The following is a 26,098-nucleotide window of genomic DNA, read 5'->3' on the forward strand; positions in this document are numbered from 1 at the left end:
GGCGGAGGACGGCACCAGCACGGCGGCCGGGGACACGGCCTCGACCGCGGCCTGCAGGGCGTCGACCTTCGGCACGACCAGGTAGTCGGCGTACTCGGAGGCATCGTGGGTGAGGACCTTCACCGCGCCGTGCTCGGCGAGCGCGGCGGCGGTGTCACCGGCGCCGTTGCCCAGCGCGACGGCGACCGGCTCGCCGACGCGGCGGGCCAGGGTCAGCAGCTCCAGGGTGGGCTTGCGGACGGCGCCGTCCACGTGGTCGACGTAGACGAGAACTTCAGCCATGGGACTTCTTCTCTCCTGCTTGCGAAAGATGAGGGACGGACAGCGACTGCGGGGCCTAGATGAACTTCTGGCCCGCGAGGAACTCAGCGAGCTGCTTGCCGCCCTCGCCCTCGTCCTTGACGATCGTGCCCGCGGTGCGGGCCGGACGCTCGGCCGCATTCTCGACCGTGGTGTAGGCGCCCTCCAGGCCGACCTCCTCGGCCTCGATGTCGAGGTCGGACAGGTCCCAGGACTGAACCGGCTTCTTCTTGGCCGCCATGATGCCCTTGAAGGACGGGTAACGCGCCTCGCCCGACTGGTCGGTCACGGACACCACCGCCGGCAAGGAGGCCTCAAGGCTCTCGGAGGCGGCGTCGCCGTCGCGGCGGCCCTTGACCGTGCCGTCCTCGACCGACACCTCGGACAGCAGGGTGACCTGCGGAACGCCCAGACGCTCGGCGAGCAGCGCGGGCACCACGCCCATGGTGCCGTCGGTGGAGGCCATACCGGAGATCACCAGGTCGTAGCCGGCCTTCTCGATCGCCTTGGCCAGGACCAGGGAGGTGCCGATGGCGTCGGTGCCGTGGATGTCGTCGTCCTCGACGTGGATCGCCTTGTCGGCACCCATGGACAGCGCCTTGCGCAGGGCGTCCTTGGCGTCCTCGGGGCCCACCGTCAGGACGGTGATCTCCACGTCGTCGTCGGAGTTCTCGGAGATCTGCAGCGCCTGCTCGACCGCGTACTCGTCGAGTTCGGAGAGCAGACCGTCCACGTCGTCCCGGTCGACGGTCAGGTCATCGGCGAAGTGCCGGTCGCCAGTGGCGTCGGGCACGTACTTCACAGTGACAACGATCCTCAAGCTCACGCCGGCTCTCCTACTGCATCGTCATTTCCATGCTGCCTACTTGCAGGCAGCATAGGCGCCTCTAGCGTCCGTTCCCGGTCGGGGCGACCCACGCCCCGAGCGAAATATTACTCGTCAGTACACTCAGTTCGTTCCCGCTAAGCAAGCGCTTTGAACTGTGACCTTCGCAACGCAGCGTAACCGGAACTCGACGGTCACGCAGCCCGGGGGACCCGACCTCAGTCCCGCAGACGCTGGAAACGCCCCTGGTGGTAGAGGAGAGGGCGGCCGGTGCCCGAGGGGTCGCCCCGTACGACCTCGGCGAGCACGATCCGGTGGTCCCCGGCGGGCACACGCGCGACGACACGGCCCACCAGCCAGGCGAGCACGCCGTCGAGGACGGGGACGCCCTCGGGCCCCTCCCGCCAGGCGGTGGGCGGGGCGAAGCGGTCGGCTCCGCTGCGGGCGAAGGTGGCGGCCAGTTCCCGCTGGTGCTCGCCGAGGATGTGGACACCGACGTGGTCCGCCGTCGCGATCGCGGGCCAGCTGGAGGCGCCGGTGCCGACACCGAAGGACAGCAGGGGCGGCTCGGCCGAAACGGACGTCAGGGAGGTGGCGGTGAAGCCCACCGGGCCCGCCTCGCCACGGGCGGTGATGACGGCGACTCCCGCCGCGTGCCGGCGGAAGACCGAGCGCAGGAGGTCGGGCGGGGCGAGAAGGTCCGCAGGCATGGGGGCAGGCTGACGATGAATGGCAGGCGCAGTCAAGTTCGTTCCCTGATGTGGGAGATGACTCACTGGCGGCGTCACACCCGTCACACCGCCTCTCCCAGCGCGGCGATCACATCGGCCTTGCGCGGCTGCCCCGCGGCCCGCCGCACCACACGTCCGTCGGCGTCGAGGACCAGCACGGTCGGGGTCTTGACGATCTCCAGTCGCCGCACGAGGTCCAGGTGAGCCTCGGCGTCGATCTCGACGTGGGTCACCCCGGGCACCACCGCGACGACCTCGCCGAGGACCCGCCGGGTCGCCCGGCAGGGCGCGCAGAACGCACTGGAGAACTGCACGAGCGTGGCCCGCTCGCCGAGCGGCGCACCCAGCTCCGCCGCATCGAGCCGTTCGCCCTCGTCCCGCCCGTACACACGCACTCTCCCGCTCCGTCGCCGTTGCGGCACTCGGTGGGCGCTCGCCGCCGCGAGCACCAGCACGCACACCACCAGTCCGGTCATCACCTGCTGCAAGCGTTCCCGAGACCGCGAAGATTCCCGCCCCCGCTCCGCGACCGCCTTGCGGGATGCCTGCTTCCCATGGACATCCGGACATCGACGCGAGAGGGCCGCGTTCCGGACGGCGGCCCTCACGGCCGCCGTCCTGGCGGTCGTGCCGGTCACGGGGAGCGTCCGGCCGACGGGCCCGGCAGACGCTCGCGTTCCCGCTGGGCGCGGCGGGCGCAGTGAGCCGCTCCCCCTACGGCCTGCCGTTCCGTGGGGCCCGTCCGTCGACGGCTCGGGCCGTGGACGGAGTTCGAGGCACCCGGACCACCGCGTTGCGCCCAGGCGGTGGGTCTGCCGTCCGCCGCGCCCGGGCTCGCGGGCCACGCCCTGGCACCCGGCCGACCGGGTGGCGCGGCGACCGGCGCGGCGACCGGCGCGGCGCTCGTCGCCGCCTTCCTCAATGCGGCGTTCGGGTACTGCTCGGGCTGCGCGTTGTACCTGCTCGTGCGGCGGATGACGGTCCACGCGGAGTAATGGGGGCGCAAAAGCACGAGGTGGGAACCGGCGGGCGACGTGACGAGAATCTCTCCGCCCACGGGCACGAGGACTGGCTACCCGGCCGTTCTTGGGGCACCATCTGCGACAAGCCGTAAACCTACGGCTGCGTAACTTTCCACTGGGAATCCCTTCCCAGGCAGAGCAGGAGGGGTCCGACCCGCCCATGGCAGAGCTCGTCTACCGTCCCGTCGTCGGTTTCGCCCGCACCCTGTTCAAGGTGTGGGACCTCAAGATCGACTGTCAGGGTTCGGAGAACATCCCTCGCTCGGGCGGCGCCGTGCTGGTGAGCAATCACATCAGCTACCTGGACTTCGTCTTCGACGGCCTGGCGGCGCTGCCGCAGAAACGTCTCGTGCGCTTCATGGCGAAGGAATCCGTCTTCCGGCACAAGATCTCCGGGCCGCTGATGCGGGGGATGAAGCACATCCCGGTGGACCGCAAGCAGGGCGAGGCGGCCTACGCGCACGCCCTGGACTCGCTGCGGTCGGGCGAGATCATCGGGGTCTTCCCCGAGGCGACCATCTCGCAGTCGTTCACGCTGAAGAGCTTCAAGTCGGGCGCCGCGCGTCTGGCCCAGGAGGCCGGGGTCCCGCTGATCCCGATGGCGGTGTGGGGCACGCAGCGGCTGTGGACCAAGGGCCAGCCGCGCAACTTCAAGCGCAGCCACATCCCCATCACGATCCGGGTGGGCGAGGCGATCGAGGCCTCCCGCGACAAGTACGCGGGCGCCATCACGCGCCAGCTGCGCGAGCGGGTCCAGGAACTCCTCGAAGCCGCCCAGCGCGCCTACCCGGTCCGCCCGAAGGGCCCGGAGGACACCTGGTGGATGCCGGCCCACCTCGGGGGAACGGCCCCGACGCCGGAGCAGGTGCGCGAGGCCGAGGCGCACTGACGCCCGGCCGGCCGCGGCTCAGGCGGAGGGCTCCGGAGCGCGTACGGCGATGTCCGCTCCCGGGCTGAACTTCGCCAACAGCTCGGCGAGTTCCGCCGCGGCCGCCGTCACCTCGGCCACCGGCATCGGGGCCAGGCTCTCCAGCAGGAAGATCCCCGACGTGGTCTCCTCGGTGAGCCGGGTGCGCGGGCCCTGGCGCCAGTTCCACCGGCGGCAGGTCACGCCCGCGTCGTCGCGCCACACCACCTCGCCCGCGTCGGGGTGCTCGACGGTCTCCTCACCGCCGGCGACGGTCACGAAGTCCTCCTCCCCGGTGGCACGGATCAGCCGCATGCCGCCCTCGATGCGGTCGATGTCCTCGCCTCCGACGGGGATCAGATGGGCCACGGAGACGGCGTTGTAGAGGTCCACGAGCAGGTTGATACGGGGCAGTCCCGCTTTCGAGAGGGCTCGCTTGGCCAGTGCCTCCGCGGAGTTGCGGGTACGGGACGGCTTGGAGCCGAACGCCGTGTAGGTCGCGCGCCAGGCGTCCATGTGCGGGTCCTCGTGCGGGGCGCGGCCGTCCAGCCGCGCGGCGAGCCGACGCGTCGCGTCGTCGAGGAGCGCGGAACCGGCGTCGTTGCTCGGTCCGCCGACGAGGCCGTGCGCCTCGATCGCGATGTGCGTGAAACCGGGCGCGAGAGCGCGTACGTCGTCGGACACGGTCAGCGTGAGCGTCATGGTCGCCTCAGAGTGCGGTGGGGAGCGTCTGCCAGAGGTGCGGCCGGTCGCGCGCTGCCGCGAGCGCATCGAGCACGACCGGATGCGGTGCAGCATACAAGACTGGATAGTCCAGTTCATTGGACGCCAGGTCGGGCACGAAGGCCAGCCGCTCACCACGGAGGGAGAACTGGGCGTCGACGCCGGGCTTGTTGCCCCGGGGGTCCTGCCGGTGCCATGCGCCGTTGAACCGCACGGCGACCAGCCCGTGCACCACATCGAACTTCTGGTAGCACAGCGCGATGGGGATGTCCTCGGCCCTGAGCAGGGCGGCCAGCGCGTGGGCCTTGGCGTAGCAGATGCCGGTGCGCTGCTCCAGGACGTCGGAGGCGCGCCAGGTGACGCGGAGATCACCGGAGTCCTGCGAGTGCGGGATGGTGTCGCGTACGAACTCGAAGGCCGCTCGCGCATAGTCATACGAGTCGGCCACACCATCGGCGAGCCTGGCCGCCGTTTCCCGCACGAGCGGATGGTGGTGGTCGATCGCGTCGTCAGCGGCCAAGTAGGCGGAGAGGTAGGGCTTGTGCTGGATCAGCTGCATGCAGGCAGAGCGTAGGGAGGGACCACTTCCTCGTCAATTGATTTACGCTCCGCCGCATACGTATGCAGCTAGCGGGCCATCTCCTCCTTGAGCGCGGCCAGGAACGTGTCCACGTCCTCCTCGGTCGTGTCGAAGGCGCACATCCAGCGGACGTCGCCCGCGGCCTCGTCCCAGAAGTAGAAGCGGAACCGCTTCTGGAGTCGCTCGCTCACGTCGTGGGGCAGGCGGGCGAACACCGCGTTGGCCTGCACCGGGTAGAGGATCTCCACACCGTGCACGGCGCGCACGCCCTCGGCGAGGCGCTGGGCCATCTCGTTGGCGTGGCCGGCGTTGCGCAGCCACAGGTCCCGGGCGAGCAGGGCCTCCAGCTGCACCGACACGAAGCGCATCTTGGAGGCGAGCTGCATGGACAGCTTGCGCAGGTGCTTCATGTGGCTGACGGCGTCCTGGTTGAGGACCACGACGGCCTCTCCGAACAGGGCGCCGTTCTTCGTACCGCCCAAGGAGAGGATGTCGACGCCGGCGGCGTTGGTGAGCGTGCGCATCGGGACGTTCAGGGTGGCGGCTGCGTTGGCCAGCCGCGAGCCGTCCAGGTGCACCTTCATGCCGTGCGCGTGGGCGTGCTCGCAGATGGCCCGTATCTCCTCCGGCGTGTAGACCGTGCCCAGTTCGGTGGCCTGGGCGATGGAGACCACCTGCGGCATCGCGCGGTGCTCGTCGTCCCAGCCGTACGCCTGCCGGTCGATCAGCTCGGGCGTGAGCTTGCCGTCGGGCGCCGGAACGGTCAGCAGCTTCAGACCGCCGACGCGCTCCGGGGCCCCGCACTCGTCGACGTTGATGTGCGCGCTCTCGGCGCAGATCACCGCGCCCCAGCGGTCGGTGACCGCCTGGAGCGCGACGACGTTCGCGCCGGTGCCGTTGAAGACCGGGAACGCCTCGGCCGTGGGCCCGAAGTGGCTGCGGACCACCTGCTGGAGGTTCTCGGTGTAGACGTCCTCGCCGTACGCGACCTGGTGTCCGCCGTTGGCCAGGGCCAGGGCGGCGAGCACCTCCGGGTGGGCCCCGGCGTAGTTGTCGCTGGCGAAACCGCGGACCTCGGGGTCGTGACGGCGACGGGCGTCGGTCTTCGGCGGGTTCACGGCTTCTCGGTGAGCCACAGACGGTTTCCGTTCACTTCTGCGGCGGGCTTCTCCCAGACCTCGGTGATGGCCTCGGCCAGATCCTTGACGTCGGTGAAGCCCGCGAACTTCGCGTGGGGTCGATCGGCGCGCATCGCGTCGTGGACCAGTGCCTTCACCACCAGGATCGCAGCAGCCGACGTCGGGCCCGCGGGACCCCCGGCCTTGCGGAAGTAGTCCGCCATGGCCAGCGTCCACGCCTCGGCCGCCGCCTTGCCGGCCGCGTACGCGGCGTTGCCCGCGGTGGGCTTGGTGGCGCCCGCGGCACTGATCAGCACGTACCGGCCGCGGTCGCTGCGCTGCAGCGCCTCGTGGAAGGCGAGGGAGGTGTGCTGCACGGTGCGCACGAGCAGCATCTCCAGGAAGTCCCAGTCGTCGAGGCTGGTCCGGGTGAAGGTCTCACTGCCGCGCCAGCCGCCGACGAGGTGGACCAGACCGTCGACGTGGCCGAAGTCCTTCTCGATGCGGGTGGCCCAGTCGCGGGTGGCTCCCAGGTCCAGCAGATCGACCGTGTCACCGGTGACGGTGGCGCCGCCGGTCGCGTAGCTCGCCGCGTCCACCGCCTCCGCCAGCCGCTCCGGATCGTTGTCCGAGCCGATGACGGTCGCACCCGCCTCGGCCAGCCTGAGCAGCGCGGCCCGGCCGGCGGGTCCGCCCGCTCCGGCCACCGCGATCACCGCACCGCTGAGCGCCCCGTTCCCCGCCATGGTCTTCGCCTCCTGAGCAGTGTTCTCGGTCCGCCGATCGCTCATGCGGCGATCCGCTCGGAGCTGTCCGCCGTGATGCCCTTGGTGGAGGCGATCACGTTCTTCAGCTTCTTGGACAGTGCCTCATAGAACATGCTCAGCGGAAACTCGTCCGGAAGCACGTCATCGACGAGTTTGCGCGGCGGCTGCGTCGTGTCCAGCGCGTCGGGGCCCTTGGCCCACTTCGAGCCCGGGTGCGGGGAGAGGTAGGTGGAGACCAGCTCGTACCCGGCGAACCAGTGGACGAGCTTGGGGCGGTCGATGCCGTCGCGGTACAGGTCCTCGATCTCGCCGCACAGCTGGTTGGTGACCTGCGGGGCGCGCTCCCAGTCGATGGTGAGCCTGTTGTCGGTCCAGCGGACGACGTCGTGCTTGTGCAGGTAGGCGAAGAGGAGCTGCCCGCCGAGGCCGTCGTAGTTGCGGACGCGCTCGCCGGTGACCGGGAAGCGGAACATGCGGTCGAAGAGGACCGCGACCTGCACGTCACGCGCCTGCGGGACGCCGTCCGCCTCCAGCTTCACGGCCTCCTTGAAGGCGGTGAGGTCACAGCGCAGCTCCTCCAGGCCGTACATCCAGAACGGCTGGCGCTGCTTGATCATGAACGGGTCGAAGGGCAGGTCGCCGTGGCTGTGGGTGCGGTCGTGGACCATGTCCCACAGGACGAACGCCTCCTCGCAGCGTTTCTGGTCGTGGACCATCGCGGCGACGTCCTCGGGCAGTTCCAGGCCCAGGATGTCGACGGCGGCGTCGGTCACGCGGCGGAAGCGGGCGGCCTCGCGGTCGCAGAAGATGCCGCCCCAGGTGAACCGTTCCGGGGCCTCGCGCACGGCGATGGTCTCGGGGAAGAGGACGGCCGAGTTGGTGTCGTAGCCGGCCGTGAAGTCCTCGAACTTGATGCCGCAGAACAGCGGGTTGTCGTAGCGGGTGCGCTCCAGCTCGGCCAGCCAGTCCGGCCAGACCATGCGCAGCACGACCGCCTCGAAGTTGCGGTCCGGGTTGCCGTTCTGCGTGTACATGGGGAAGACGACGAGGTGCTGGAGGCCGTCCACGCGGTGCGCGGCCGGCTGGAAGGCCAGCAGCGAGTCGAGGAAGTCGGGCACCTGGAAGCCGCTGTCGGCCCACGCGGTCAGATCCTTGACCAGGGCCTCGTGATACGCCCCGTCGTGCGGGAGCAGCGGAGAGAGCTCCAGGACGGCGTCGGCGATCTGGCGGACGGCGAGCTCGGCGTCCGCCGGGTCGGGTGCGCCCTCGGCGTCGAAGTCGATCGACCCGTCCTTGGACTGCCATGGACGGATCCGCTCCACGGCATCCTTGAGCACGGGCCATGCCGGGTGCTCCACCACCCTGGCCACGGGAGGAAGACCTTCCTCCGAACCCACCTGCACAAGAATTTCCGTCATGTCCCACCTTCCACGGGAGAATCTCACGTATGCAGACCGTATACACACGAGGTTCCTTCCAGCAAGGGCGGCCTCGGGAAAATATCCTGCCGGACCCGGTCCTTCACCGCACTTTTTCCTGCCGGCCGCGCTTCTGCCCGATTGGGCGGCAACCATGCCCTCACTCTCTGCACAGGGCAGGTCCAGGCGATACGGTCAGGGGGGCCGTCAGGCCCCCAGTGCCGCCTGTCGACGGAAGAGAGTCGCGTCGTGAACTTCCTCACCATCGGTCACCGCGGAGTCATGGGTGTGGAGCCAGAGAACACCCTCCGGTCCTTCGTCGCCGCCCAGGAGGCCGGCCTCGACGTCATCGAACTCGACCTGCATCTGAGCAAGGACGGCGCGCTCGTCGTCATGCACGACATTGATGTGGACCGCACGACCGACGGCACCGGGCCGATCGCCGAGAAGACCCTCGCCGAGCTGCGGGCCCTGGACGCGGGCCGGGGCGAGCGGGTCCCGGTCTTCGAGGAGGTCCTGGAGGCCGTCCACACGCCGCTCCAGGCGGAGATCAAGGACGTGCACGCGGCGCGGGCCCTGGCCGAGGTGATGAACCGGCGAGATCTGGCCGGCCGGGTGGAGGTGTCCTCGTTCCACGACGAGGCGATCGCCGAGATCAAACCCCTGGTACCGGGCGTGCGCACCGCGCTGGTCGCCAGCCGCTACGGCACGGACATCGTCGACCGCGCGGTGCAGTCCGGCGCCGAAACCGTCTGCCTGAACATCCGCCGGCTCACGCTGGAGATCGTGGAGCGGGCCCGCAAGGCCGATCTGAAGATCATCGGCTGGGTCGTGAACACGCAGGACCAGCTGCGTCTGGTCCGGGCGTTCGGCCTGGACGGCGCCACCACCGACCACCCGGACATCAAGCGCACGGGCCGTTTCACGGCCTAGGAGGGTGCTGAAGATCTCGGCCGGATCAGCGAGCGGCGGCTGGTGCGTGCAGCTGCCAGGCGTCGGGAGCCCGGCCAAGATCTTCAGCACCCTCCCAGGGGGACACCCCTGGCGGCCGGCTGGTTCTAGGCGAGTTCCTTGACCAGCAGCTCGAACTCCAGGTCGGCGCGCTGTGGAACGCCGAAGCGCTCGTCGCCGTACGGGAACGGGGCCATCCGTCCCGTGCGGCGGTAGCCTCGCCGCTCGTACCAGGCGATGAGGTCCTCGCGCACGGAGATCACGGTCATCTGCATCTCCTTGACGCCCCATGTCTCGCGGGCCTGCCGCTCCGCCTCCGCGATGATCACCTTGCCGAGGCCCGCGCCCTGGAGCCGGGGGCTCACGGCGAACATCCCGAAGTAGGCGTGGTCTCCCTGGTGCCGCAGCTGACAGCAGGCCACGATCCTGCCGTCCCGCTCCACGGTCATGAGCCGGCTGTCGGGCGCCTTGACGATCTCCAGCACACCCTCCGGGTCGGTCCGCTGCCCCTGGAGGATGTCCGCCTCGGTGGTCCACCCGGCCCGGCTGTCGTCGCCCCGGTATGCCGACTCGATCAACGCGACCAGCTCGTCCACGTCGGCGTCGGTGGCATCGCGGAAGGTCAGTGGCTTGGCGGCGGTCTCCATCGGTGCGGGTCTCCGTTTTCCTGACGCGGCTCGGGCAGGGACGAGCGTAACGCCGCCACTAAGCTGCGCCGCATGGTGCATGTACTCAGCAGCAGGATCCTGCTCCGCCCGACCGACCCCGAGCGGTCCCGCGCCTTCTACGGTGAGCAGCTGGGCCTCGCCGTGTACCGCGAGTTCGGCACGGGGCCGGAGCGCGGCACGGTCTTCTTCATGGGCGGCGGCTTCCTGGAGGTCTCGGGCCGGTCCGAGACGGCCCCGGCGCCCGCCGTACGCCTGTGGCTGCAGGTCGACGACGTGACGGCGGCGCAGGAGGAGCTGCACGCCAAGGGCGTGGAGATCGTCCGGCCACCGGTGCGGGAACCCTGGGGGCTGGTCGAGATGTGGATCGCGGACCCGGACGGGACGCCGATCGTGCTGGTGGAGGTCCCCGCCGACCATCCGATGCGCTACCGGCCCGGCATCTGAGACCGGCCGGCGCGGCGCTCCTCGGGGCGACACGGCGGGGTGCGCCGGGCCGCAGCGGCACACCGGTGGGTTTTCCCGGATGGCAGGGAGGCCGGACGGCGGCTTAGCGTGCTGGAGGGACCCCGGGGGCCCTGTCCCCGCCGCTCGTGGAAGGAACGCCATGAAGCTCGACGCACCGGTGACCGGCGGCCCCTGCTGGGCCGAGCTGGGGACCAGCGACCTGGACGCGGCCCGGCGGTTCTACACCCGGCTGTTCGGCTGGCGGCCCGAGTCGGACGCGCGTCAGGACACCGGTGGCTACACCGTCGCGCACCTCGGGGACGCGGCCGTGGCCGCGCTCGCGCCGCTGTACCAGCCGTCGCAGCCGGTCGGGTGGAACGTGTCGTTCGCGGTGACCGACGCGGACGCCACCGCACGGGCGGTGGCCGAGGCGGGCGGGACGATGCTGTTCGGCCCGGTGGACGTGTCCGAGGTGGGCCGTTTCGCGGTGGCCGCCGATCCGGGCGGTGCCGCGTTCCAGCTGTGGCAGGCGGGCACCTTCCCGGGCGCCGGGCTGTTCAACGCGCCCGGCTCGCTGGGCTGGGTGGAGCTGATGACACGGGATCCCGAGGGCGCCGTCGCCTTCTACACGCGGGTGTTCGGCTGGACCGTCGCCCCGTCGGACCGCTACACCCAGTGGGGCGTCGGCGGCGCCGACTTCGGCGGCATGGTGACGATGGACGACAAGTTCCCGCCCGAGGTGCCGGCGCACTGGCTGCCGTACTTCGCCGTGGCGGACGTGGACGCCACGACGGCCGTCGTGCAGCGGCACGGCACGGTATTGATGGTGCCCACCTCGGTGCCCGACGGACCGCGCATCGCGGTCCTGCGGGACCCGCAGGGGGCGATGTTCGGCGTGTACCGGGCGGCCGACGAGACCTGAGAGCATCTACGACGACCGCTGGGCGGTCGTCGACGACCGCCGCTCCACACACCGCCGCGCGCCGCACGAGGTGCTCCGGGCCCTGACCGCGCCGGTCAGGGCCGCAGCACGCCGAGGCGCCCCTCCAGCTGGCTGAGCAACTCCCCCAGCAGAGCGGCGAGTTCACCCTGCTCGGGGCCGTCGAGACCGGACAGCACGGCGGTCTCGTAGGCGAGCTGGACGGGCAGGATGCCGTCGACGAGGTCGCGCCCGGCGTCAGTGAGGCGGAGGTGGACGACCCGGCGGTCACGGGCATCGCCGCGCCGTTCGACCAGACCGCGCTCGGTCAGCTGCTTGAGGCGTTTGGTGACGGCGGCCCCCGAGGAGAAGGTCTCCCGGGCGAGCTCTCCGGGCGTCAGCTCGTGCCCGGTACGGCGCAGCGCGCCCAGCAGATCGAACTCGGGCCTGCTGAGCCCCGCCCGGCGCAACGGGGCGTCCTCGGCCTGCTGCAGCAGGGCGGCACAACGGTTGATCCGCCCGATGACCTCCATCGGGCCGGTGTCGAGCCCGGGATGCACGACCCGCCACTGCCGCACGACAGCGGCGACGGTGTCACCCCTGCGGCCACCGGCCGGATCGGTGTCGCCTGCGGGATCGCCACCCGGATCGGCTCCGGCCGCCGGGTCGCGAGCCGGATTCCCCCCGGCCACCGGTCCTTCCTCGGCGGCCCGGCCCCCTGCGGGATCACCCCCGGTGGCGTGCGCGCCGGCCGCGTGCCCCCCGCCGGGCGGGTGCGTCCCCTCCACCGGATCGTCACCGGCCGCCTGGGCACCGCCGGTGGGATCCCCTCCGGCCGCCGCCCTGTCGTCGGCCACCTGCCCCTCCGCCACCGGCTGCGGGTCCCGTCCCCCGTCGGGTCCCGTGGGCGATGGTCCTTCGGTCGGCGTCATGGCCGTGCGTCCTCCGTTTCGGTGGCCGGGTCCCGGTTCGGGAGCAGTCCCTGGCGTCGGGCCGTCGCGGCGAGCGTACGGTGTCCGGCCTGCTCGGCGAGCACGACCCGCTTCTGGGGCATGGCGCGCTGCCACCATTCACCGGCGGCGGCATCGGCGGTGGCCCGCAGGTCGGCCAGGGCGACGGCGAGACCGCGGCGAGCCGGTGACGTACGACTGCTCACCTGCCGTGCTCCGTCCAATGCTCCCCGTGTACATCCTTGCGCTCGCGTGCGCGCCGCATGGCCCGGGCATCGAATGACCGACCGACGAACGGGGAGGTGCGCGTGCACGGACCGGCTTCGTCCGGCTGGCTGCTGGTGGCGCTCTGCGCGGTGACCGGCGCCTACTGCCTGGCGCGGATGCGCAGCGGCGCGGCGGAGCAGCGCGGCGCGGCGGGCGGTGAGGCGCTGATGGGTTTCGGGATGGCCGCGATGGCCGTGCCGACGGCGGTATTCACGCCGCCCGCGTGGACCTGGCCCGTCTACGCGGTGGTGTTCGGAGCGGCGGGCGTGCACGCGCTGTGGGCGGCGCGGGCGGGCGCACACCACCTCCACCACCTGGTGGGGGCCGTGGCGATGACTTACATGTCCGTGGTCATGGCCGGCTCCCCCGGGCACGGGCACGGCCAGGGGGTCCCGCTGCTGACCGGGGCGCTGTTGCTCTACTTCGCCGGGTACGTGCTGCTGACCGGCGTCCGCCTGGTGCCGGTCGCCGCCGTGGCCGGAGGCGGTGGTCCCGCCGGGTGGGGCGACCGGCCGGAGCTGGCGCGGGCCTGCCGGCTGTCGATGGGGATCGCGATGGTCGCGATGCTGCTGGCGCTGTGAAGGGGACCGGCCCCGGCGGCCGCAGTGGATCCGTTGCCTGCGTCACTTCGGTGCCACAAGCCGTACCCCTGAGCGGGGCCGCGCTCATAGGCTGCCCTCATGATGCTCACCGCCGTGCTGCTGATGCTCGGCGCCCTCACCGCCGTCGTCGCCCCGCGGCTGCTCGCCCGGGCGGACTGGCCGGACCGCGAGCCGGTGGTGGCGCTGTGGATGTGGCAGTGCGTGGTGGCGGCCGTCCTCGTGTGCTGCGTGCTGTCGATGACGCTCAGCGCGGCCGCGGCCTGGCACGTGGTCGGCGGGCACCTCTTCGCGACGGCTCCCCGCGCGGTCGTCGAGGCGTATGCGCTCGGTACGGCGGGCCCCTGGGCGGCGACCCTCGCGGTCGCGCTGGCCGGCGGCGGTCTGTGGAGCGCGGCGAGGCTGGCCCACGAGATCGGCCGGGCCCGTGGGCGGCGCCGCCGGCGGCGTGCCGATCTCCTCGTGCGGGCTCCGCTGCTGCCGGGCGAGTTGGCCGTCTCGGGTCGGCTCGTCGTCCTGGAGAGCGAGCGGCCCGACGCCTGGTGGCAGCCCGGCACTCCCCCGCAACTGGTCGTCACCACGGCCGCGTTGCGCCGGTTGAAGGGCCGGCAGCTGGACGCCGTGTTCGCCCATGAGCAGGGGCATGCCCGGGCGCGGCACGACTGGCTGCTGAACTGCTCCACGGCCCTGGCCGGCGGCTTTCCGCAGGTTCCGGTGTTCGCCGCGTTCCGCGACGAGATGCACCGCCTGGTCGAACTCGCCGCCGACGACACGGCATCGCGCCGCTTCGGCCGTCTGACCACGGCTTTGGCCCTGGTCGAACTGAACGAGCACCGCGGTGTGTTCGGCCCCTGCCCGACACCGCAGGCCCATGTCCCGGCCCGGGTGCACCGGTTGCTCACTCCCCCGGACCGGCTGACCGCCGCCCGGCGCCTGCGGCTGACGGCGGCGGCCGCGCTGGTGCCCGCGGTGCCGGTCCTGGTGGCGTTCGTCCCGGGGCTGCGGGCGCTGGGATAGCCGGAGTGCGGCAGGGGCCGTCCCGGGGTTCCCGCCGTGCCGGGCATCGGGCGCGGCGTTCCCCCGGGCCGGTTCCGGCGGTTGTGACCTGGCCGAAGCGCGTGCTCCCGGGGCCGGATCGTCGCCGTACTGGATCCGGACCCCCCGGTTCGGCGAGGATCGCATCATGCACACCCCGACCCTCGACTCGCCGCCCCGTCCGCAGAACCACAGCGCCGCTCGTTTCGCCGGCGTCCTCGCCCTGTGCTCGGCGCTGCTGCTGATCCTCGTCGCGGCCAGATGGAGCCCGTTGATCAGGGCGGACGGTGACATCGCCGGCACCACCCACCGCTGGGCGGTGGACGAACCGGTTCTCACCCAGGCGTGCCGCATCCTCACCGACTGGGTGTGGGATCCGTGGACGATGCGTCTGCTGTGCGCGGCCGTCGTCGTGTGGCTGGTGGTGCGGCTGGCGGCGCGCTGGACCGCGGTGTGGCTGGCCCTGGCCGTCACGCTGGGCACGCTGGTGCAGCAGGGCGTCAAGGCGGCGGTCGACCGGCCGCGCCCGGTCTGGCCCGACCCCGTCGACTCGGCCCACTACTCGGCCTTCCCGTCGGGCCATGCCATGACCGCCACGGTGGTGTGCGGCCTGCTGCTGTGGCTCCTGCACCGGCACGGCGTCGGCCGGGCCGTGTGGCGTTCGGCCCTGGCCGTGGCCGTCGTCTCGGTGGCCGGGGTCGGGCTGACCCGGATCTGGCTCGGCGTCCACTGGCCGTCGGACGTGCTGGGCGGCTGGCTGCTGGGCACGACGGTGGTGGCCCTGGCGGTGTGGGCGCACCGGAGCTGGCACCCCTGAAGCCGGACCAAATCGGCGCCGCATCACCGGTCTTCGCACGGCGGCCCGGCTGGGCCTCGTAGGATCGCCGCATGACGGCCGTGCTCTTCGACTTCTCCGGGACCCTCTTCCGTGTCGAGTCCACCGATTCCTGGCTGCGTGGCACCCTGGCCGGGGCCGGTGTCCGGCTCACGGAGGCCGAGTTGGCCTCCGCGGCACGGGCGCTGGAGTCGGTCGGGGCGCTGCCGGGCGGCGGTGACCCCGCGCGGGTACCGGAGGACCTGGCCGGCACCTGGCCGGTCCGGGACCAGAGCGCCGCTCTGCACCGGGCTGCCTACACCGGCCTCTCCCGGCAGGTCCCGCTCCCCGACCCCGCGCTGCACGACGCGCTGTACGACCGTCACATGACCCCGGCCGCGTGGGCGCCTTACCCGGACGCCGTCGAGGTGCTGTGCACCCTGCGGGAGCGGGGCGTCCCGGTCGGGGTCGTCAGCAACATCGGCTGGGACCTGCGTCCCGTCTTCCGCGCGCACGGCCTCGACCCGTACGTCGACGTGTACGTCCTGTCGTACGAGCACGGCATCCAGAAGCCCGACCCGCGGCTGTTCGCCACCGCCTGCGAGGCGCTCGGCGCCGATCCGCGCAAGACCCTCATGGTCGGTGACGATCGCAGGGCGGACGGCGGCGCCGCCGCTCTGGGTTGCGGGGTGCACTTCGTGGACCACCTACCGGCGGCCGACCGGCCGGACGGGCTGCGTCCGGTCCTGGATCTGGTGAGCTGAGGGGCGCATGGTCCCGACATGAGGGGTGACTCCCCCACGGGAAAGTAGCCCGAGGCCACTACCAGGGCGATGGCTCGCCCGCCTCGGACGATCCCCCGCGTCGCCCGAGGCAGACGGCATCGCCGGCCCAGACCTCACGGGTCGTGGCCGGACGCCCTGAGTATAGTTGGCTGGCAGCCAGTCAACACAGGAGTTACAGCATGTCTCCGCGTAGCGCCTCGGTCAATGAAGAGTTGCGGCGGCGTTCCCGGGAGCGGCTCCTGCAGGCGGCGGTCGAGCTGGTGGGCGAGCGCGGCTACGACGCCACCACGCTCGGCGACATCGCGGACCGCGCGGGTTCCGCCCGCGGCCTGGTGTCCTACTACTTCCCCGGCAAGCGCCAGCTGGTGCAGTCCGCCGTGCACCGGCTGATGCACCGCACGCTGGAGGAGGCGCTGGAGCGGGAGCCGCGCACCGAGGACGGACGGGAGCGGATGGCCCGGGCCATCGACGCCATCCTGGGTCTGGCCAGGGACCGGCCCGTGCTGATGCGCCAGCACATGGCGGGGATCCTGCAGGCCGAGGGCTTCATGCAGTGCCCGGAGCAGCGGCGGCTGGCCGAGCTGCTGCGGGACACGATGGTCCGGCACGGTTCACCGGACGTCGACAGCGACTACCCGATGATGCGCGCCCTGCTGATGGGCGCCGTGTACGCGGCGCTGGTGCCGGGAGTGCCGATGCCGGTGCCGGTGCTGCGGGCCGAGCTGTTCAAGCGTTACCGGCTCGACTGGGGGCTGGGCCTCCCGCCGGAGACCGAAGCCTGCGGCGGGAGGGGCGACAAGGATCTGTCGCGGTTCTTCGCGACCGGGGCCGCACCGGAGTGCGGTCCGCCGGATCAGTCGAAGTAGTCCGGCTGCGTCTGCACGTTGAGCTCACGCATGTGGACCCAGCGGGCCGGGTCCGTGCGCCGGTCCTTGATCTTCAGGACGTCGAAGCCCCGCGCGTACTCGTTCGAGTAGATGTGGCCGTTGTAGTAGTACGCCGACCAGGAACCGCCCGACTTGATCGTGTCGGTGGTCAGCGGGCCGCGGTCGAAGTAGGCGATCTCCTTCGGGTTGGCCGAGTCGGTGAACTCCCAGACGGAGACGCCGCCCTGGTACCAGGCCTGGACCATGATGTCCTTGCCCTTGACCGGGATCAGCGAGCCGTTGTGGGCCACGCAGTTCTCGGTGTCGGCCTGGTGGCGGGGGATCTTGAAGTAGCTGCGGAAGACGAGCTTGCGCTTGTCGCCCTTGCCCACGATGTCGTAGATGCCGTCGGCACCGCGGTCCGGGCCGACCTCCGCGTTGCAGGTGGCCGCGCCGCCTCCGCCCAGCTCGTCGGTGTAGACGACCTTGTTCGCCTTCTGGTTGAAGGTCGCCGAGTGCCAGAACGCGAAGTTGACGTTGTCCTGCACCCGGTCGATGACCTTCGGGCGCTCCGGGTCCTTGATGGAGAACAGGATGCCGTCGCCCATGCAGGCGCCCGCGGCCAGGTCCTTCGACGGCAGCACGGTGATGTCGTGGCAGCCGGTGGTCTTGGAGACGCCCGGGTTGGTGGGTCCGCCCGGGTTGCCGCCGCCGTCCGGTCCCTCACCGGGGAACAGCACGGGGAAGCCGACGACCTTCGCCTTCTCGGGAGCCTTGCGCGGCACCTTGATGACGGAGATGCCGTCGTGCGGCGGCTGGCAGTCGGGGTAGGCGGCGTTCGGCGAGTACGAGGAGACGTACACGTAGATGTTGCGCCGCTCGGGCACCAGTGTGTGGGTGTGCGAGCCGCACGCGGTCTCGACGGCGGCGACGTACCTCGGGTTGCGCTTGTCGCTGATGTCGAAGACCTTCATGCCCTCCCAGGAGGACTTCTCGGTCACCGGCTGGGTGGTGCTGGAGCAACTGCTGTCGCTGCGCGAGGAGTCGGTGGACAGGAACAGCAGGTTGCCGGAGACGGAGATGTCGTTCTGCGAGCCGGGGCACAGCACCTGGGCGACGGTCTTCGGCGCCTTGGGGTTGCTGATGTCGAAGATGCGGAAGCCGTCGTAGTTGCCCGCGAACGCGTACCTGCCCTGGAAGGCGAGGTCCGAGTTCGTGCCCTGAAGCACGTCCTTGGGGACGTGGGCCAGGTGCTGGATGTTGTCGGAGTGGACGATCTCGTCCTGGGCGGGTATCTCGCCGCTCTGGATGGCCTCACGGACCTCGGCCTGAGCGCTCTTGGAAACCTTCTTCGGCGCGGGCGGCGCGTCCCCCGGGTCGGGGGTGGCCCCTGCCGGTGCCGCCGTGAGGAGCGCGCCCAGCAGCCCGGCGGCCGCGGTGGCAACTCCCAGACGTCTGCGGCGTGTTCTGCGGTCGTTCAACAGGATCACTGTTTTCCTCCCTGGTTCCGTTCACTGCGGAACGGTTCACGCACCACGCAGTATCGTCTTCGCCATGCACATACCAATAGAGGGCGACAGAATCGCAATGAAGTTTCCCGATCAATGACCCGCGGAAGCGTGCCAGTACATCGTCCGCAACCCGAGATGCGTCCCAACCCGCTTGTCACAGGAGGTCGTTGTGCTCTTCCTTCGTGCGTCCCGGGCGTCCGCCGTCGCGGCGACGGGGCTGGTCGCCCTGGCCGTGCTCGCGGTCGGGGGCTGTGACTCCGGTCCGGACCGCGAACCGGCCTCCGCGGACGGGCCCGCCGTGATCGCCCCGGGTGAGCCGGGCGAGGCGAACCGCACCCTGTCCGCCGAGGAGGCCGCCGACCGGCGCTCGGAGAACGACTCCCCCAACTCCGCCGACGTCTCCTACGTCCGCATGATGATCGAGCACCACGCCCAGGCCCTGGTGATGACCGACCTCGTCCCCGAGCGCGCCGGGTCGCAGGACGTGAAGCGGATCGCCGAGCGCATCGCGGCCGGCCAGAAGCCCGAGATCGAGGCCATGAAGGGCTGGCTGAAGTCGTACGGCAAGCCGCTGAAGGCCGAGCGGCACGAGCACGCCACGATGCCCGGCATGGCGACGGAGGCCCAGTTGAAAAAGCTCCGCGCGGCCGACGGCAAGGCGTTCGACCACCTCTTCCTGACCCTGATGACGACTCATCACCAGGGTGCGATCACGATGGCCACGGAGGTGAAGGGGGAGGGCAACAACATCCGCGTCGAGGAGATGGCCGACGAGGTGATCGCGCAGCAGACGAGCGAGATCACCCGGATGCGGACCATGCTCTGATCACCCCGGGCCGGGCCGTCGACCGCCTTCAGCGCCGGGCGCGGCGCGGTGACAGCAGGCCCTCGTCCCGGGCCCGGCCGATCAGCCTGAGCGACGTGCGACGGCTGTGCCCGGTCGCGTCCATCACGGCGAGGACCGGGTCGGCGCCGTCCAATTGGGCGGCGCGGTACGCCTGCGCCACCAGCCGCCGCCCCTCCGCACCGCGCGGCCAGGCCGGCCGGGCACGGCGCCCCTCGCCCCCGGGCCCGTCGGGCCCGGACCCGGCGCACGCCTCGGCCACCGACTCCTCGATCCAGTCGGCGAGCACGGCCAGGTCGTCCAGGGACAGCGCGGGCTGGGCCCGCACCTCCTCGACGCAGACGCATCCGCCGCCCACGACGGCCAGCGCGTCGACCCGGGCGCCGTCCGCGAAGACCAGCCGGAACTCGAACCACCGGGTGGCGCCCTCGTTCTCCCGCACTTCCCACGCGGGACGCACGGACACCGCGTCGCCCGCCGGAGAGCGATCAGAAAGATTCAGAAAGGAGGCTTCCAGCACATCCCGAACGTAACCGCATGATCACATTCCCTACAGATCGGACACGCACCCGGGCCGGCGCACAGCACCCTGTCAGCGGAGCCCGGCCGGTGGGATGCTGGAGGCGTCAGCGCTCTCCCGAGATCCGCCGGATCCCCCGGGTAAGGAGTTCCGCCGTGCTGCGTGTCGCCGTCGTAGGTTCCGGCCCGAGCGGGTGCTACACCGCCCAGAGCCTCGTCCGGCTGGACTCAGAGGTGTGCGTCGACGTCCTGGACCGGCTGCCGTGCCCGTACGGTCTCGTCCGTTACGGCGTGGCGCCCGACCACGAGAAGATCAAGTCGCTGCAGAACCAGCTGCGCGCGGTGCTGGAGCACGACCGGGTACGGTTCCTCGGCGGCGTGCGGATCGGCCCCGACGGGGTGAGCGTGGCGCGGCTGCGCCGGCTCTACCACGCGGTGGTGTACTGCGTGGGCGCCGCCACCGACCGGCATCTGGGCATCCCCGGTGAGGACCTGCCGGGAAGCTGGTCGGCGACACAGTTCGTGTCCTGGTACAGCGCCCACCCGGACGCCGCGGACGCCGGTTTCCTGCGGGACGCCCGGTCGGCCGTGGTGATCGGCCTGGGCAACGTCGCCGTCGACGTCACGCGCATGCTGGCCCGTGGACCGGCCGAACTCACCCCGACGGACATGCCGCAGGGGGCCCTGGCCGCACTGGGGGCAAGCCGGGTGACCGAGATCCACATGGTGGGACGGCGGGGCCCCTCCCAGGCCCGGTTCACCACCAAGGAACTGCGCGAGCTGGGCACCCTGCCGGACACCGACGTGGTCGTGGACCCGGCGGAGCTGGCCCTGGACCCGGGGTACGCGGACCCCTCCGCGCTGCCCGCCCCGCAGCGCCGCAACGTGGAGGTGCTGCGCGACTGGGCAGATTCGTCCCGGACGGGTGCACCGCGCCGCATCCACCTGCGGTTCTTCCTCCGCCCGGCCGAACTGCTCGCCGGGCAGGGCCGCGTGCGCGGGGCGCGGTTCGAGCGGACGGCCCCGGACAGCCACGGCGGCGTGAGGGGAACGGGCCACCACGAGGTCGTCGAGGGGCAGCTGGTCCTGCGCTCCGTGGGCTACCGCGGGGTGCCCCTGGAGGACCTCCCGTTCGATCCGGTCACCGGTACGGTCCCGAACCTGTGCGGCCGGGTCCTGCGCGAGGGGGCCGCCTCCCCGGGCGAGTACGTGGCGGGCTGGATCAAGCGCGGCCCCACGGGCGTCATCGGTACGAACCGCCCCTGCGCGAAGGAGACCGCGACGTCCCTCCTGGAGGACGCCCCGGCGCTCGCCCTGCGGGTCGTCCCCGACGACCCGCTCCCGCTCCTGCACGCCGAGGGCGTCCACCCGATCGAATGGGAGGGCTGGCGGTCGATCGAGCGAGCGGAGGCGGACCTGGGAGCCGCACTGGGCCGCGGAGTGGTCAAGCTCCCGGACTGGCAGTCCCTGCTGGAGGCCGCGGCGGGCCGAGCTCCTCACTGATCTTTTCGTTGGTTCTGCGGGTGCGGCGGGGCCGGAGCACCGCGCGACTCGGCCGCGTCGGCACGACAGGCCCCGGCCCTTCCGTGCCCGGCGACCGGTTCAGCCACCGAGACGGACGTCCTGCCGGGCAGCCGCGTCGAGCAGCGCACCCATGAGCCCCGGGAACAGCGCGTCGAGTTCCCCCCGCCGCAGCCCGTTCATCTTGGCCGTCCCCCGGTACACCTGCCGGATCACCCCGCTCTCCCGCAACACCCGGAAGTGGTGCGTGGTGGTCGACTTGGTGACCGGCAGCTCGAAGTCCGAGCAGGACAGCTCAGCGCTCGCGCCGGCGAGTTCCCGCACGATCCGCAACCGCATCGGGTCCGAGAGCGCGTGCAGCACCCCCTCCAGCCGAATCTCGTCACGCGCGGGATGCGGCAGGTCACGACTGCTGACGACGGGGGACGTCACGGCGGCTCCACTTCCTCGGGAACTCCCATGGTACGAGAACCTTCGTAGTTTGACATCCACCGTACTACGATGCCTATCGTACGAGTCGACCCGGCCCCGTGACGAATGGAGTCCGCCGTGACCGCGCTCTTCGAGCCCTGCACCCTGCGCGAGCTGACGATCCCGAACCGCGTGTGGATGCCCCCGATGTGCCAGTACTCGGCGGCGCCGGAGGGCCCGCGGGCCGGGGCGCCCACCGACTGGCACTTCGCGCACTACGCCGCCCGCGCCACCGGCGGTACCGGGCTGATCATCGTCGAGGCCACCGCGGTGTCCCCGCAGGGCCGCATCTCCCCCTACGACCTCGGCATCTGGAACGACACGCAGGTCGAGGCGTTCCGTCGCATCACCGGCTTCCTCGCCGCGCACGGCACGGTTCCCGCCGTCCAGCTGGCCCACGCCGGCCGCAAGGCCTCCACGGAGCGCCCCTGGAAGGGCGGCGCCCCGGTCGGCCCGGAGGCCCACGGCTGGGACGCCGTCGCCCCGAGCCCGCTCCCCTTCGACGACCGGCACCCGGCCCCGGCCGAGCTGACGGCCGACCAGATCGGGGACATCGTCGAGCAGTTCGCGGCAGCCGCCCGCCGCGCGCTCGACGCCGGTTTCGAGGTCGCCGAGATCCACGGCGCCCACGGCTACCTGATCAACGAGTTCCTCTCCCCGCACTCCAACCACCGCACCGACGCCTACGGCGGCTCGTACGAGAACCGCACCCGCTTCGCCCTCGAAGTCGTCGACGCCGTGCGGGAGGTCTGGCCGGACGACAAGCCGCTGTTCTTCCGCGTCTCGGCGACGGACTGGCTCGAGGACGGCGGCTGGAGCGCGGACGACACGGTCCGTTTCGCCACCGACCTGCGGGACCACGGCATCGACCTGCTGGACGTCTCCAGCGGCGGCAACGCCTCCGGTGTCCGCATCCCCACCGGCCCCGGCTACCAGGTGCCCTTCGCCGCCCGGGTGAAGAACGAGACGGCCCTGCCGGTCGCCGCGGTCGGCCTCATCACCGACGTCGAGCAGGCCGAGAAGATCCTGGCCAACGGCGAGGCGGACGCGGTCCTGCTGGGCCGCGAGCTGCTGCGCAACCCCTCGTGGGCGCGGCTGGCCGCGCGGGAACTCGGCGGCGAGGTACGGGTGCCGGACCAGTACCACCGGTCGGTCTGAGCCGACCGTCCGGTCCGGCACTCACGCAGGTACGTCAACCGGCCGCGCACGCCGTCCCGTTGAGCGTGAACGCGGCCGGAGTGGCGCTGTCGCCGCCGTGACCGGCCTGGTAGCCGATGCTCACGCTCGCGCCCGGCGCGATGGTGCCGTTGTACGAGACGTTGGTCGCGGTGACCGACCCGGACGACGGCGTGTACGTGGCACCCCAGCCGCCGGTGACGGTCTGCCCCGCCGGCAGCGTGAAGCCGAGTTTCCAGCCGTTGACGGTGGTCGAGCCGGTGTTGGTGACGGTCACGGTGGCGGTCAGGCCGGTGTTCCAGGCGTTCACCGAGGCCGCCACCTTGCAGGCGCCGGGCTGGGGCTGGGGAGCCGGGCCGGAGCCGTCCAGACCGAAGAAGGTGAGCACCCGGGACGCCATGCCCTGGGTGTACAGGTTGTGGCCGACACCCTGGAGGCTGATGGCCTCCACGGGGGCCCGGTCACCCGTGCCGCCGTAACGGGTGCGGGTCCAGCCGGACTGGGGCGTGTCGGTGGTGGCGGGCGTCCGGCTGACACCCTGCACGTCGGTCCACTGCTTGATCTGTTCCCCGAAGTTGGGGTAGCGCAGGACGTCGTCCTGGGTGCCGTGCCAGATCTGCATCCGCGGGCGGGGCCCCGTGTAGCCGGGGTACGCGCCCCGGACCAGGTCGCCCCACTCCTTCGGGGTGCGGGTGACCGTGCCGCCCGAGCAGGCGCTGTTCCACTCGGAGCCGTCGGTGGTGGCGAAGCAGCCGAACGGGACGCCCGAGAAGGCGGCGCCCGCCGCGAACACGTCCGGGTAGTCCCCGAGCAGGACGTTCGTCATCATCGCGCCGGAGGAGATGCCCGTGGCGAAGATCCGGCCGGTGTCGGCGTCATAGGTGCGGGTGACCCAGTCGATCATCGACTTGATGCCGACGGGGTCGCTGCCGCCGCCGCGGCGCAGGGCCTGGGGCGAGGAGACGTCGAAGCACTTGCTGCTGCGGGTGACGGACGGGTAGAGCACGATGAACCCGTACCGGTCGGCCAGCGTGTCGTACTCGGTGCCGTTGTACATGTCGGGGCCCGAGCCGGTGCACCAGTGCACGGCCACCACGACGGCCGGTTCGGGAGTCACACTCTCCGGCACGTACAGGTACATGCGCAGGTTACTCGGGTTGGTGCCGAAGTTCGTGACCTCGGTGAGGGCCGCGGCGGGTACGGCCCGCTGGCGGGCGGAGGCGCGGGCGGGCTCGCCCGCGGCCGCCGCGGGCGCGGTGAGCGCGGAGGCCGCGAGCAACGGCAGCAGCGCGGCGACGAGCGCGAGGAGGATCGACCGCAGGGGTCTCCTCGGCGCGGGGTGGGGGGTGGCATACACGTCCGGGTCCCTTCCGTTGGGTGCGGTGCGCAGGACGTCGTACGGGCTGTTCAGCGAAGAAGTCGGTCCGCCGAGGCGGGGAGGGCGGCATCCGTTCGGCATGGTGGCATGGACATGGTTCCTATGGAAGCGCTCCCACGCCGCTGCCGCCGTCGCCGGGACGGCCGAACACATTTTGCGCGAGGCGTTGACTAGAAAGCGCTTGCCCTCTACGTTCCGTTCAGCAGTGTGACCCGTTGATGGGGACGGGTGCACTTGGGCCGCACCAAGCGGTCACCTGAACGAACGTGATTCATGTACATGAAGAGCCGCACACGAAGCCCCATGGGACGCGCACCACCGGAAGGCCCTGACCCCATCCACCCCCACGACAGAAGGAATCGGGACATGACTTCTGCGACACGTCCGCCCGCCCGCCGGCGTGCGCTGACCGGCGCACTGGCCACACTCGGCCTGTCGGTTGGCATGATCATGACCACACAGGCTCCCGCGGCGAGCGCCGCCGCCTGGCCGACCCCCAACGGCAGCCAGGGCACCTCCTCCACCATCTCCGTGTCCGGCACCAAGGACTACGGGATGAAGCGGTTCTACGGCACCGGGGCCCTGGCCGGAGACGGCCAGGAGGAGGGCCAGGACCCGATCTTCAAGCTGTCGAACGGGGCGGTGCTGAAGAACGTCATCCTCGGTGCCCCCGCGGCCGACGGCATCCACTGCGAGGGCAGCTGCACGCTGCAGAACGTCTGGTGGGAGGACGTCGGCGAGGACGCCGCCACCTTCCGCGGCGGCACCGGCGCCACGTACCACGTGATCGGCGGCGGCGCGAAGAAGGCGGCGGACAAGGTCTTCCAGCACAACGGCGGCGGCACCCTGAACATCTCCAACTTCGCGGTGCAGGAGTTCAAGACGCTCTACCGCTCCTGCGGCGACTGCTCCACGCAGTACACGCGCAAGGTCAACCTCAACACCATCGACGTGACGGGCACCGGCTCCACCGCGCGGCTCGTCGGCATCAACGTCAACCGCAACGACGTGGCGACCCTGCGGAACATCACGATCCGCAACGACTCCGGCCGCAAGGTCGTCCCCTGCCAGAAGTACAACAACAACACCGCCGTCGGCTCGGGGCCCGACAGCAGGAACTGCCTCTACTCCACCTCGGACATCACCTACAGGTAGTCCCAGGCCATCCCCCCACGGAGAAGGCGGCCGTGTGGAGCGTCCCGGCGGGCGCTGCGCACGGCCGTCCGCGTCAGGTGCCGTGGACGCGCGCGCGTACCTCCCCGGTCAGCTCCCGCCGGTAGTCGCCGTAGGCGGCGCGCAGTTCGGCGCCGGGCCAGTCGGCGGGCAGGAGTGCCGGTGGCAGCACGGGGTCGGCGAGCAGGTGCCGTACGACGGCGGCGAAGGCGGTCAGGCGGTCGGCCGGGTCGGACGCGCCGGCGATGTGGGCGAGCAGCGCCCGGGCCGTGCCGGACCAGGCATCAAACTGCCAGAGGTCTTGGGCCAGTTCGCGCGAGGGCCGGTCGGGCCGGGCCGTGTAGCGCTGGACCACCCGGTCCATGTCGCCGGGGAGGGCACGGGTGAGGTTGTCCGGACGGAGCCAGACGCCCTCACGGAGTTCGGCGAGCCGGAGGCCGGTCAGCCGGGCGCGCAGGTCGGCGCGTTCGGCCGGCCCGCGTCCGGTCGCGGTGATCACGACCATCTCCCACGCCCCGTCCCACGCGCGCGTGCGGGGACGCACGGCGTCGTCCTGGCGGCGCCGGCGCTCCAGCAGCCGGTCGCTGAGGCGGTAGCCGCCGTCGGTGCGCCGCAGGTCACCGGCGGCCACCATGCGGCTCAGTGCCGCCCGCAGCGTGGAGCCGCCGATCTCGAAGCGCTCCACGAGCCGCACCAGCTCCCTGACCGGCAGTTCGGGGGGATGCGTCCCGAGCAGCAGGCTCAGCACCACCGACCGCGCGGACAGCGGGCGCAGATCGAGCGCGCCGGACCGCGCCGGGACGTTCATCGGCATG

General features: G+C 71.5%; 28 protein-coding genes and 3 pseudogenes. 14 read left to right on the forward strand and 17 right to left on the reverse strand.

Annotated features, from left to right (window positions below; translation table 11 throughout):
• The 4 genes and pseudogenes from QNO09_RS30585 to QNO09_RS30600 form a co-directional block, all read right to left on the reverse strand.
• Positions 1 to 282, reverse strand: a pseudogene (locus tag QNO09_RS30585) (electron transfer flavoprotein subunit alpha/FixB family protein); the annotation flags it as partial.
• Positions 283 to 337: 55 nt separating this feature from the next.
• Entirely contained in the window at positions 338 to 1,126 is a 789-nt protein-coding gene (locus tag QNO09_RS30590) for an electron transfer flavoprotein subunit beta/FixA family protein (RefSeq protein ID WP_283973500.1), read from the reverse strand.
• 218 nt (positions 1,127 to 1,344) lie between these two features.
• Positions 1,345 to 1,836 (reverse strand): flavin reductase family protein, encoded by a 492-nt coding sequence (locus QNO09_RS30595; protein WP_283973501.1) that lies wholly within the window; start codon positions 1,834 to 1,836, stop codon positions 1,345 to 1,347.
• Between the two features lie 83 nt (positions 1,837 to 1,919).
• A complete protein-coding gene (locus tag QNO09_RS30600; RefSeq protein ID WP_283973502.1) occupies positions 1,920 to 2,333 on the reverse strand; it encodes a TlpA family protein disulfide reductase in 414 nt (137 codons plus the stop codon).
• 65 nt (positions 2,334 to 2,398) lie between these two features.
• On the opposite strand from QNO09_RS30600, the pseudogene QNO09_RS30605 reads away from it, so the two are divergent.
• Together QNO09_RS30605 and QNO09_RS30610 are read left to right on the forward strand one after the other, a co-directional pair.
• Positions 2,399 to 2,852 (forward strand): annotated as a pseudogene (locus QNO09_RS30605) (DUF4395 domain-containing protein).
• Between the two features lie 187 nt (positions 2,853 to 3,039).
• The gene (locus QNO09_RS30610) at positions 3,040 to 3,768 is read left to right on the forward strand and encodes a lysophospholipid acyltransferase family protein (protein WP_283973503.1); all 729 of its coding nucleotides are present in this window, start codon (positions 3,040 to 3,042) and stop codon (positions 3,766 to 3,768) included.
• Between the two features lie 18 nt (positions 3,769 to 3,786).
• Here the strand turns inward: QNO09_RS30610 and QNO09_RS30615 are convergent, their stop codons facing one another.
• The 5 genes from QNO09_RS30615 to QNO09_RS30635 form a co-directional block, all read right to left on the reverse strand.
• On the reverse strand, positions 3,787 to 4,488 hold the full coding sequence (locus QNO09_RS30615) for a B3/B4 domain-containing protein (RefSeq protein WP_283973504.1): 702 nt from the start codon (positions 4,486 to 4,488) through the stop codon (positions 3,787 to 3,789).
• A 7-nt stretch (positions 4,489 to 4,495) separates the two neighbouring features.
• Positions 4,496 to 5,068 (reverse strand): transglutaminase domain-containing protein, encoded by a 573-nt coding sequence (locus QNO09_RS30620; protein WP_283973505.1) that lies wholly within the window; start codon positions 5,066 to 5,068, stop codon positions 4,496 to 4,498.
• A gap of 68 nt (positions 5,069 to 5,136) precedes the next feature.
• Positions 5,137 to 6,207, reverse strand: a complete 1,071-nt coding sequence (locus tag QNO09_RS30625; RefSeq protein WP_283973506.1) for a threonine aldolase family protein — start codon at positions 6,205 to 6,207, stop codon at positions 5,137 to 5,139.
• Positions 6,204 to 6,998, reverse strand: coding sequence for an SDR family NAD(P)-dependent oxidoreductase (locus QNO09_RS30630; protein ID WP_283973507.1), 795 nt, complete (start codon positions 6,996 to 6,998; stop codon positions 6,204 to 6,206). Before QNO09_RS30630 ends, QNO09_RS30625 begins: the two co-directional genes overlap by 4 nt.
• Positions 6,995 to 8,392 carry a DUF6421 family protein gene (locus tag QNO09_RS30635; protein WP_283973508.1) on the reverse strand — a complete coding sequence of 466 codons (1,398 nt, stop codon included), beginning with the start codon at positions 8,390 to 8,392 and terminating at the stop codon, positions 6,995 to 6,997. The genes QNO09_RS30630 and QNO09_RS30635 overlap by 4 nt, the downstream gene beginning before the upstream one ends.
• A 249-nt stretch (positions 8,393 to 8,641) precedes the next feature.
• On the opposite strand from QNO09_RS30635, the gene QNO09_RS30640 reads away from it, so the two are divergent.
• Complete coding sequence (locus tag QNO09_RS30640; protein WP_283973509.1) at positions 8,642 to 9,325, forward strand: glycerophosphodiester phosphodiesterase; 684 nt, start codon at positions 8,642 to 8,644, stop codon at positions 9,323 to 9,325.
• Positions 9,326 to 9,450: 125 nt separating this feature from the next.
• Here the strand turns inward: QNO09_RS30640 and QNO09_RS30645 are convergent, their stop codons facing one another.
• Positions 9,451 to 9,990 (reverse strand): GNAT family N-acetyltransferase, encoded by a 540-nt coding sequence (locus QNO09_RS30645; protein ID WP_283973510.1) that lies wholly within the window; start codon positions 9,988 to 9,990, stop codon positions 9,451 to 9,453.
• Between the two features lie 72 nt (positions 9,991 to 10,062).
• Between QNO09_RS30645 and QNO09_RS30650 the strand changes: the two genes are divergently transcribed.
• Both QNO09_RS30650 and QNO09_RS30655 read left to right on the forward strand, forming a co-directional pair.
• Entirely contained in the window at positions 10,063 to 10,455 is a 393-nt protein-coding gene (locus tag QNO09_RS30650; RefSeq protein ID WP_283973511.1) for a VOC family protein, read from the forward strand.
• A 160-nt stretch (positions 10,456 to 10,615) separates the two neighbouring features.
• Positions 10,616 to 11,377 (forward strand): VOC family protein, encoded by a 762-nt coding sequence (locus QNO09_RS30655; protein ID WP_283973512.1) that lies wholly within the window; start codon positions 10,616 to 10,618, stop codon positions 11,375 to 11,377.
• A 95-nt stretch (positions 11,378 to 11,472) separates the two neighbouring features.
• On the opposite strand, the gene QNO09_RS30660 is transcribed toward QNO09_RS30655, so the two are convergent.
• Complete coding sequence (locus QNO09_RS30660; RefSeq protein ID WP_283973581.1) at positions 11,473 to 11,952, reverse strand: MarR family winged helix-turn-helix transcriptional regulator; 480 nt, start codon at positions 11,950 to 11,952, stop codon at positions 11,473 to 11,475.
• A gap of 350 nt (positions 11,953 to 12,302) precedes the next feature.
• Positions 12,303 to 12,509, reverse strand: a pseudogene (locus tag QNO09_RS30665) (FUSC family protein); the annotation flags it as partial.
• A gap of 123 nt (positions 12,510 to 12,632) precedes the next feature.
• Between QNO09_RS30665 and QNO09_RS30670 the strand changes: the two are divergent.
• The 5 genes from QNO09_RS30670 to QNO09_RS30690 all read left to right on the forward strand — a co-directional run bounded on the left by QNO09_RS30670 (position 12,633) and on the right by QNO09_RS30690 (position 16,690).
• Positions 12,633 to 13,172, forward strand: a complete 540-nt coding sequence (locus tag QNO09_RS30670; protein ID WP_283973513.1) for a DUF5134 domain-containing protein — start codon at positions 12,633 to 12,635, stop codon at positions 13,170 to 13,172.
• A gap of 99 nt (positions 13,173 to 13,271) precedes the next feature.
• Complete coding sequence (locus QNO09_RS30675) at positions 13,272 to 14,207, forward strand: M56 family metallopeptidase (RefSeq protein ID WP_283973514.1); 936 nt, start codon at positions 13,272 to 13,274, stop codon at positions 14,205 to 14,207.
• 166 nt (positions 14,208 to 14,373) lie between these two features.
• Positions 14,374 to 15,042 (forward strand): phosphatase PAP2 family protein, encoded by a 669-nt coding sequence (locus QNO09_RS30680; protein ID WP_283973515.1) that lies wholly within the window; start codon positions 14,374 to 14,376, stop codon positions 15,040 to 15,042.
• Between the two features lie 71 nt (positions 15,043 to 15,113).
• Complete coding sequence (locus QNO09_RS30685) at positions 15,114 to 15,803, forward strand: HAD family hydrolase (RefSeq protein WP_283973516.1); 690 nt, start codon at positions 15,114 to 15,116, stop codon at positions 15,801 to 15,803.
• A gap of 200 nt (positions 15,804 to 16,003) precedes the next feature.
• Complete coding sequence (locus QNO09_RS30690) at positions 16,004 to 16,690, forward strand: TetR/AcrR family transcriptional regulator (RefSeq protein ID WP_283973517.1); 687 nt, start codon at positions 16,004 to 16,006, stop codon at positions 16,688 to 16,690.
• Here QNO09_RS30690 and QNO09_RS30695 read toward each other — a convergent pair.
• Positions 16,678 to 18,180, reverse strand: coding sequence for an LVIVD repeat-containing protein (locus QNO09_RS30695; protein ID WP_283973518.1), 1,503 nt, complete (start codon positions 18,178 to 18,180; stop codon positions 16,678 to 16,680). The two genes, QNO09_RS30690 and QNO09_RS30695, sit on opposite strands and share 13 nt — an antisense overlap.
• 190 nt (positions 18,181 to 18,370) lie before the next feature.
• Here QNO09_RS30695 and QNO09_RS30700 point away from each other — a divergent pair, with 190 nt between their 5' ends.
• On the forward strand, positions 18,371 to 19,027 hold the full coding sequence (locus QNO09_RS30700; RefSeq protein WP_283973519.1) for a DUF305 domain-containing protein: 657 nt from the start codon (positions 18,371 to 18,373) through the stop codon (positions 19,025 to 19,027).
• Between the two features lie 28 nt (positions 19,028 to 19,055).
• Here QNO09_RS30700 and QNO09_RS30705 read toward each other — a convergent pair whose 3' ends face one another.
• Positions 19,056 to 19,511, reverse strand: a complete 456-nt coding sequence (locus QNO09_RS30705) for a DUF6214 family protein (RefSeq protein WP_283973520.1) — start codon at positions 19,509 to 19,511, stop codon at positions 19,056 to 19,058.
• Between the two features lie 209 nt (positions 19,512 to 19,720).
• Here QNO09_RS30705 and QNO09_RS30710 point away from each other — a divergent pair, with 209 nt between their 5' ends.
• A complete protein-coding gene (locus QNO09_RS30710; RefSeq protein ID WP_283973521.1) occupies positions 19,721 to 21,067 on the forward strand; it encodes an FAD-dependent oxidoreductase in 1,347 nt (448 codons plus the stop codon).
• Between the two features lie 99 nt (positions 21,068 to 21,166).
• Here the strand turns inward: QNO09_RS30710 and QNO09_RS30715 are convergent, their stop codons facing one another.
• Complete coding sequence (locus tag QNO09_RS30715; protein ID WP_283973522.1) at positions 21,167 to 21,517, reverse strand: ArsR/SmtB family transcription factor; 351 nt, start codon at positions 21,515 to 21,517, stop codon at positions 21,167 to 21,169.
• A gap of 117 nt (positions 21,518 to 21,634) precedes the next feature.
• Between QNO09_RS30715 and QNO09_RS30720 the strand changes: the two genes are divergently transcribed.
• Positions 21,635 to 22,714, forward strand: coding sequence for an NADH:flavin oxidoreductase/NADH oxidase (locus tag QNO09_RS30720; RefSeq protein ID WP_283973523.1), 1,080 nt, complete (start codon positions 21,635 to 21,637; stop codon positions 22,712 to 22,714).
• A gap of 34 nt (positions 22,715 to 22,748) precedes the next feature.
• Here the strand turns inward: QNO09_RS30720 and QNO09_RS30725 are convergent, their stop codons facing one another.
• Positions 22,749 to 24,044, reverse strand: a complete 1,296-nt coding sequence (locus tag QNO09_RS30725; protein ID WP_283973582.1) for an extracellular catalytic domain type 1 short-chain-length polyhydroxyalkanoate depolymerase — start codon at positions 24,042 to 24,044, stop codon at positions 22,749 to 22,751.
• A 432-nt stretch (positions 24,045 to 24,476) separates the two neighbouring features.
• Here QNO09_RS30725 and QNO09_RS30730 point away from each other — a divergent pair, with 432 nt between their 5' ends.
• Positions 24,477 to 25,265: a pectate lyase gene (locus tag QNO09_RS30730; protein WP_283973524.1), complete on the forward strand. Its 789-nt coding sequence runs from the start codon at positions 24,477 to 24,479 to the stop codon at positions 25,263 to 25,265.
• Positions 25,266 to 25,338: 73 nt separating this feature from the next.
• Here the strand turns inward: QNO09_RS30730 and QNO09_RS30735 are convergent, their stop codons facing one another.
• On the reverse strand, positions 25,339 to 26,097 hold the full coding sequence (locus QNO09_RS30735; protein WP_283973525.1) for a PaaX family transcriptional regulator C-terminal domain-containing protein: 759 nt from the start codon (positions 26,095 to 26,097) through the stop codon (positions 25,339 to 25,341).
• Position 26,098: the final 1 nt, after the last annotated feature.

The organism is Streptomyces sp. 378 (assembly GCF_030124145.1).
Lineage (GTDB): Bacteria > Actinomycetota > Actinomycetes > Streptomycetales > Streptomycetaceae > Streptomyces.

Bases quoted from the DNA above. Each gene is read 5' to 3' on its own strand.
- QNO09_RS30595 (WP_283973501.1), bottom strand. From the start codon at position 1,836: ATGCCTGCGGACCTTCTCGCCCCGCCCGACCTCCTGCGCTCGGTCTTC.
- QNO09_RS30600 (WP_283973502.1), bottom strand. From the start codon at position 2,333: ATGACCGGACTGGTGGTGTGCGTGCTGGTGCTCGCGGCGGCGAGCGCC.
- QNO09_RS30610 (WP_283973503.1), top strand. From the start codon at position 3,040: ATGGCAGAGCTCGTCTACCGTCCCGTCGTCGGTTTCGCCCGCACCCTG.
- QNO09_RS30615 (WP_283973504.1), bottom strand. From the start codon at position 4,488: ATGACGCTCACGCTGACCGTGTCCGACGACGTACGCGCTCTCGCGCCC.
- QNO09_RS30620 (WP_283973505.1), bottom strand. From the start codon at position 5,068: ATGCAGCTGATCCAGCACAAGCCCTACCTCTCCGCCTACTTGGCCGCT.
- QNO09_RS30630 (WP_283973507.1), bottom strand. From the start codon at position 6,998: ATGAGCGATCGGCGGACCGAGAACACTGCTCAGGAGGCGAAGACCATG.
- QNO09_RS30635 (WP_283973508.1), bottom strand. From the start codon at position 8,392: ATGACGGAAATTCTTGTGCAGGTGGGTTCGGAGGAAGGTCTTCCTCCC.
- QNO09_RS30645 (WP_283973510.1), bottom strand. From the start codon at position 9,990: ATGGAGACCGCCGCCAAGCCACTGACCTTCCGCGATGCCACCGACGCC.
- QNO09_RS30650 (WP_283973511.1), top strand. From the start codon at position 10,063: ATGGTGCATGTACTCAGCAGCAGGATCCTGCTCCGCCCGACCGACCCC.
- QNO09_RS30655 (WP_283973512.1), top strand. From the start codon at position 10,616: ATGAAGCTCGACGCACCGGTGACCGGCGGCCCCTGCTGGGCCGAGCTG.
- QNO09_RS30675 (WP_283973514.1), top strand. From the start codon at position 13,272: ATGATGCTCACCGCCGTGCTGCTGATGCTCGGCGCCCTCACCGCCGTC.
- QNO09_RS30680 (WP_283973515.1), top strand. From the start codon at position 14,374: ATGCACACCCCGACCCTCGACTCGCCGCCCCGTCCGCAGAACCACAGC.
- QNO09_RS30685 (WP_283973516.1), top strand. From the start codon at position 15,114: ATGACGGCCGTGCTCTTCGACTTCTCCGGGACCCTCTTCCGTGTCGAG.
- QNO09_RS30690 (WP_283973517.1), top strand. From the start codon at position 16,004: ATGTCTCCGCGTAGCGCCTCGGTCAATGAAGAGTTGCGGCGGCGTTCC.
- QNO09_RS30730 (WP_283973524.1), top strand. From the start codon at position 24,477: ATGACTTCTGCGACACGTCCGCCCGCCCGCCGGCGTGCGCTGACCGGC.
- QNO09_RS30735 (WP_283973525.1), bottom strand. From the start codon at position 26,097: ATGCCGATGAACGTCCCGGCGCGGTCCGGCGCGCTCGATCTGCGCCCG.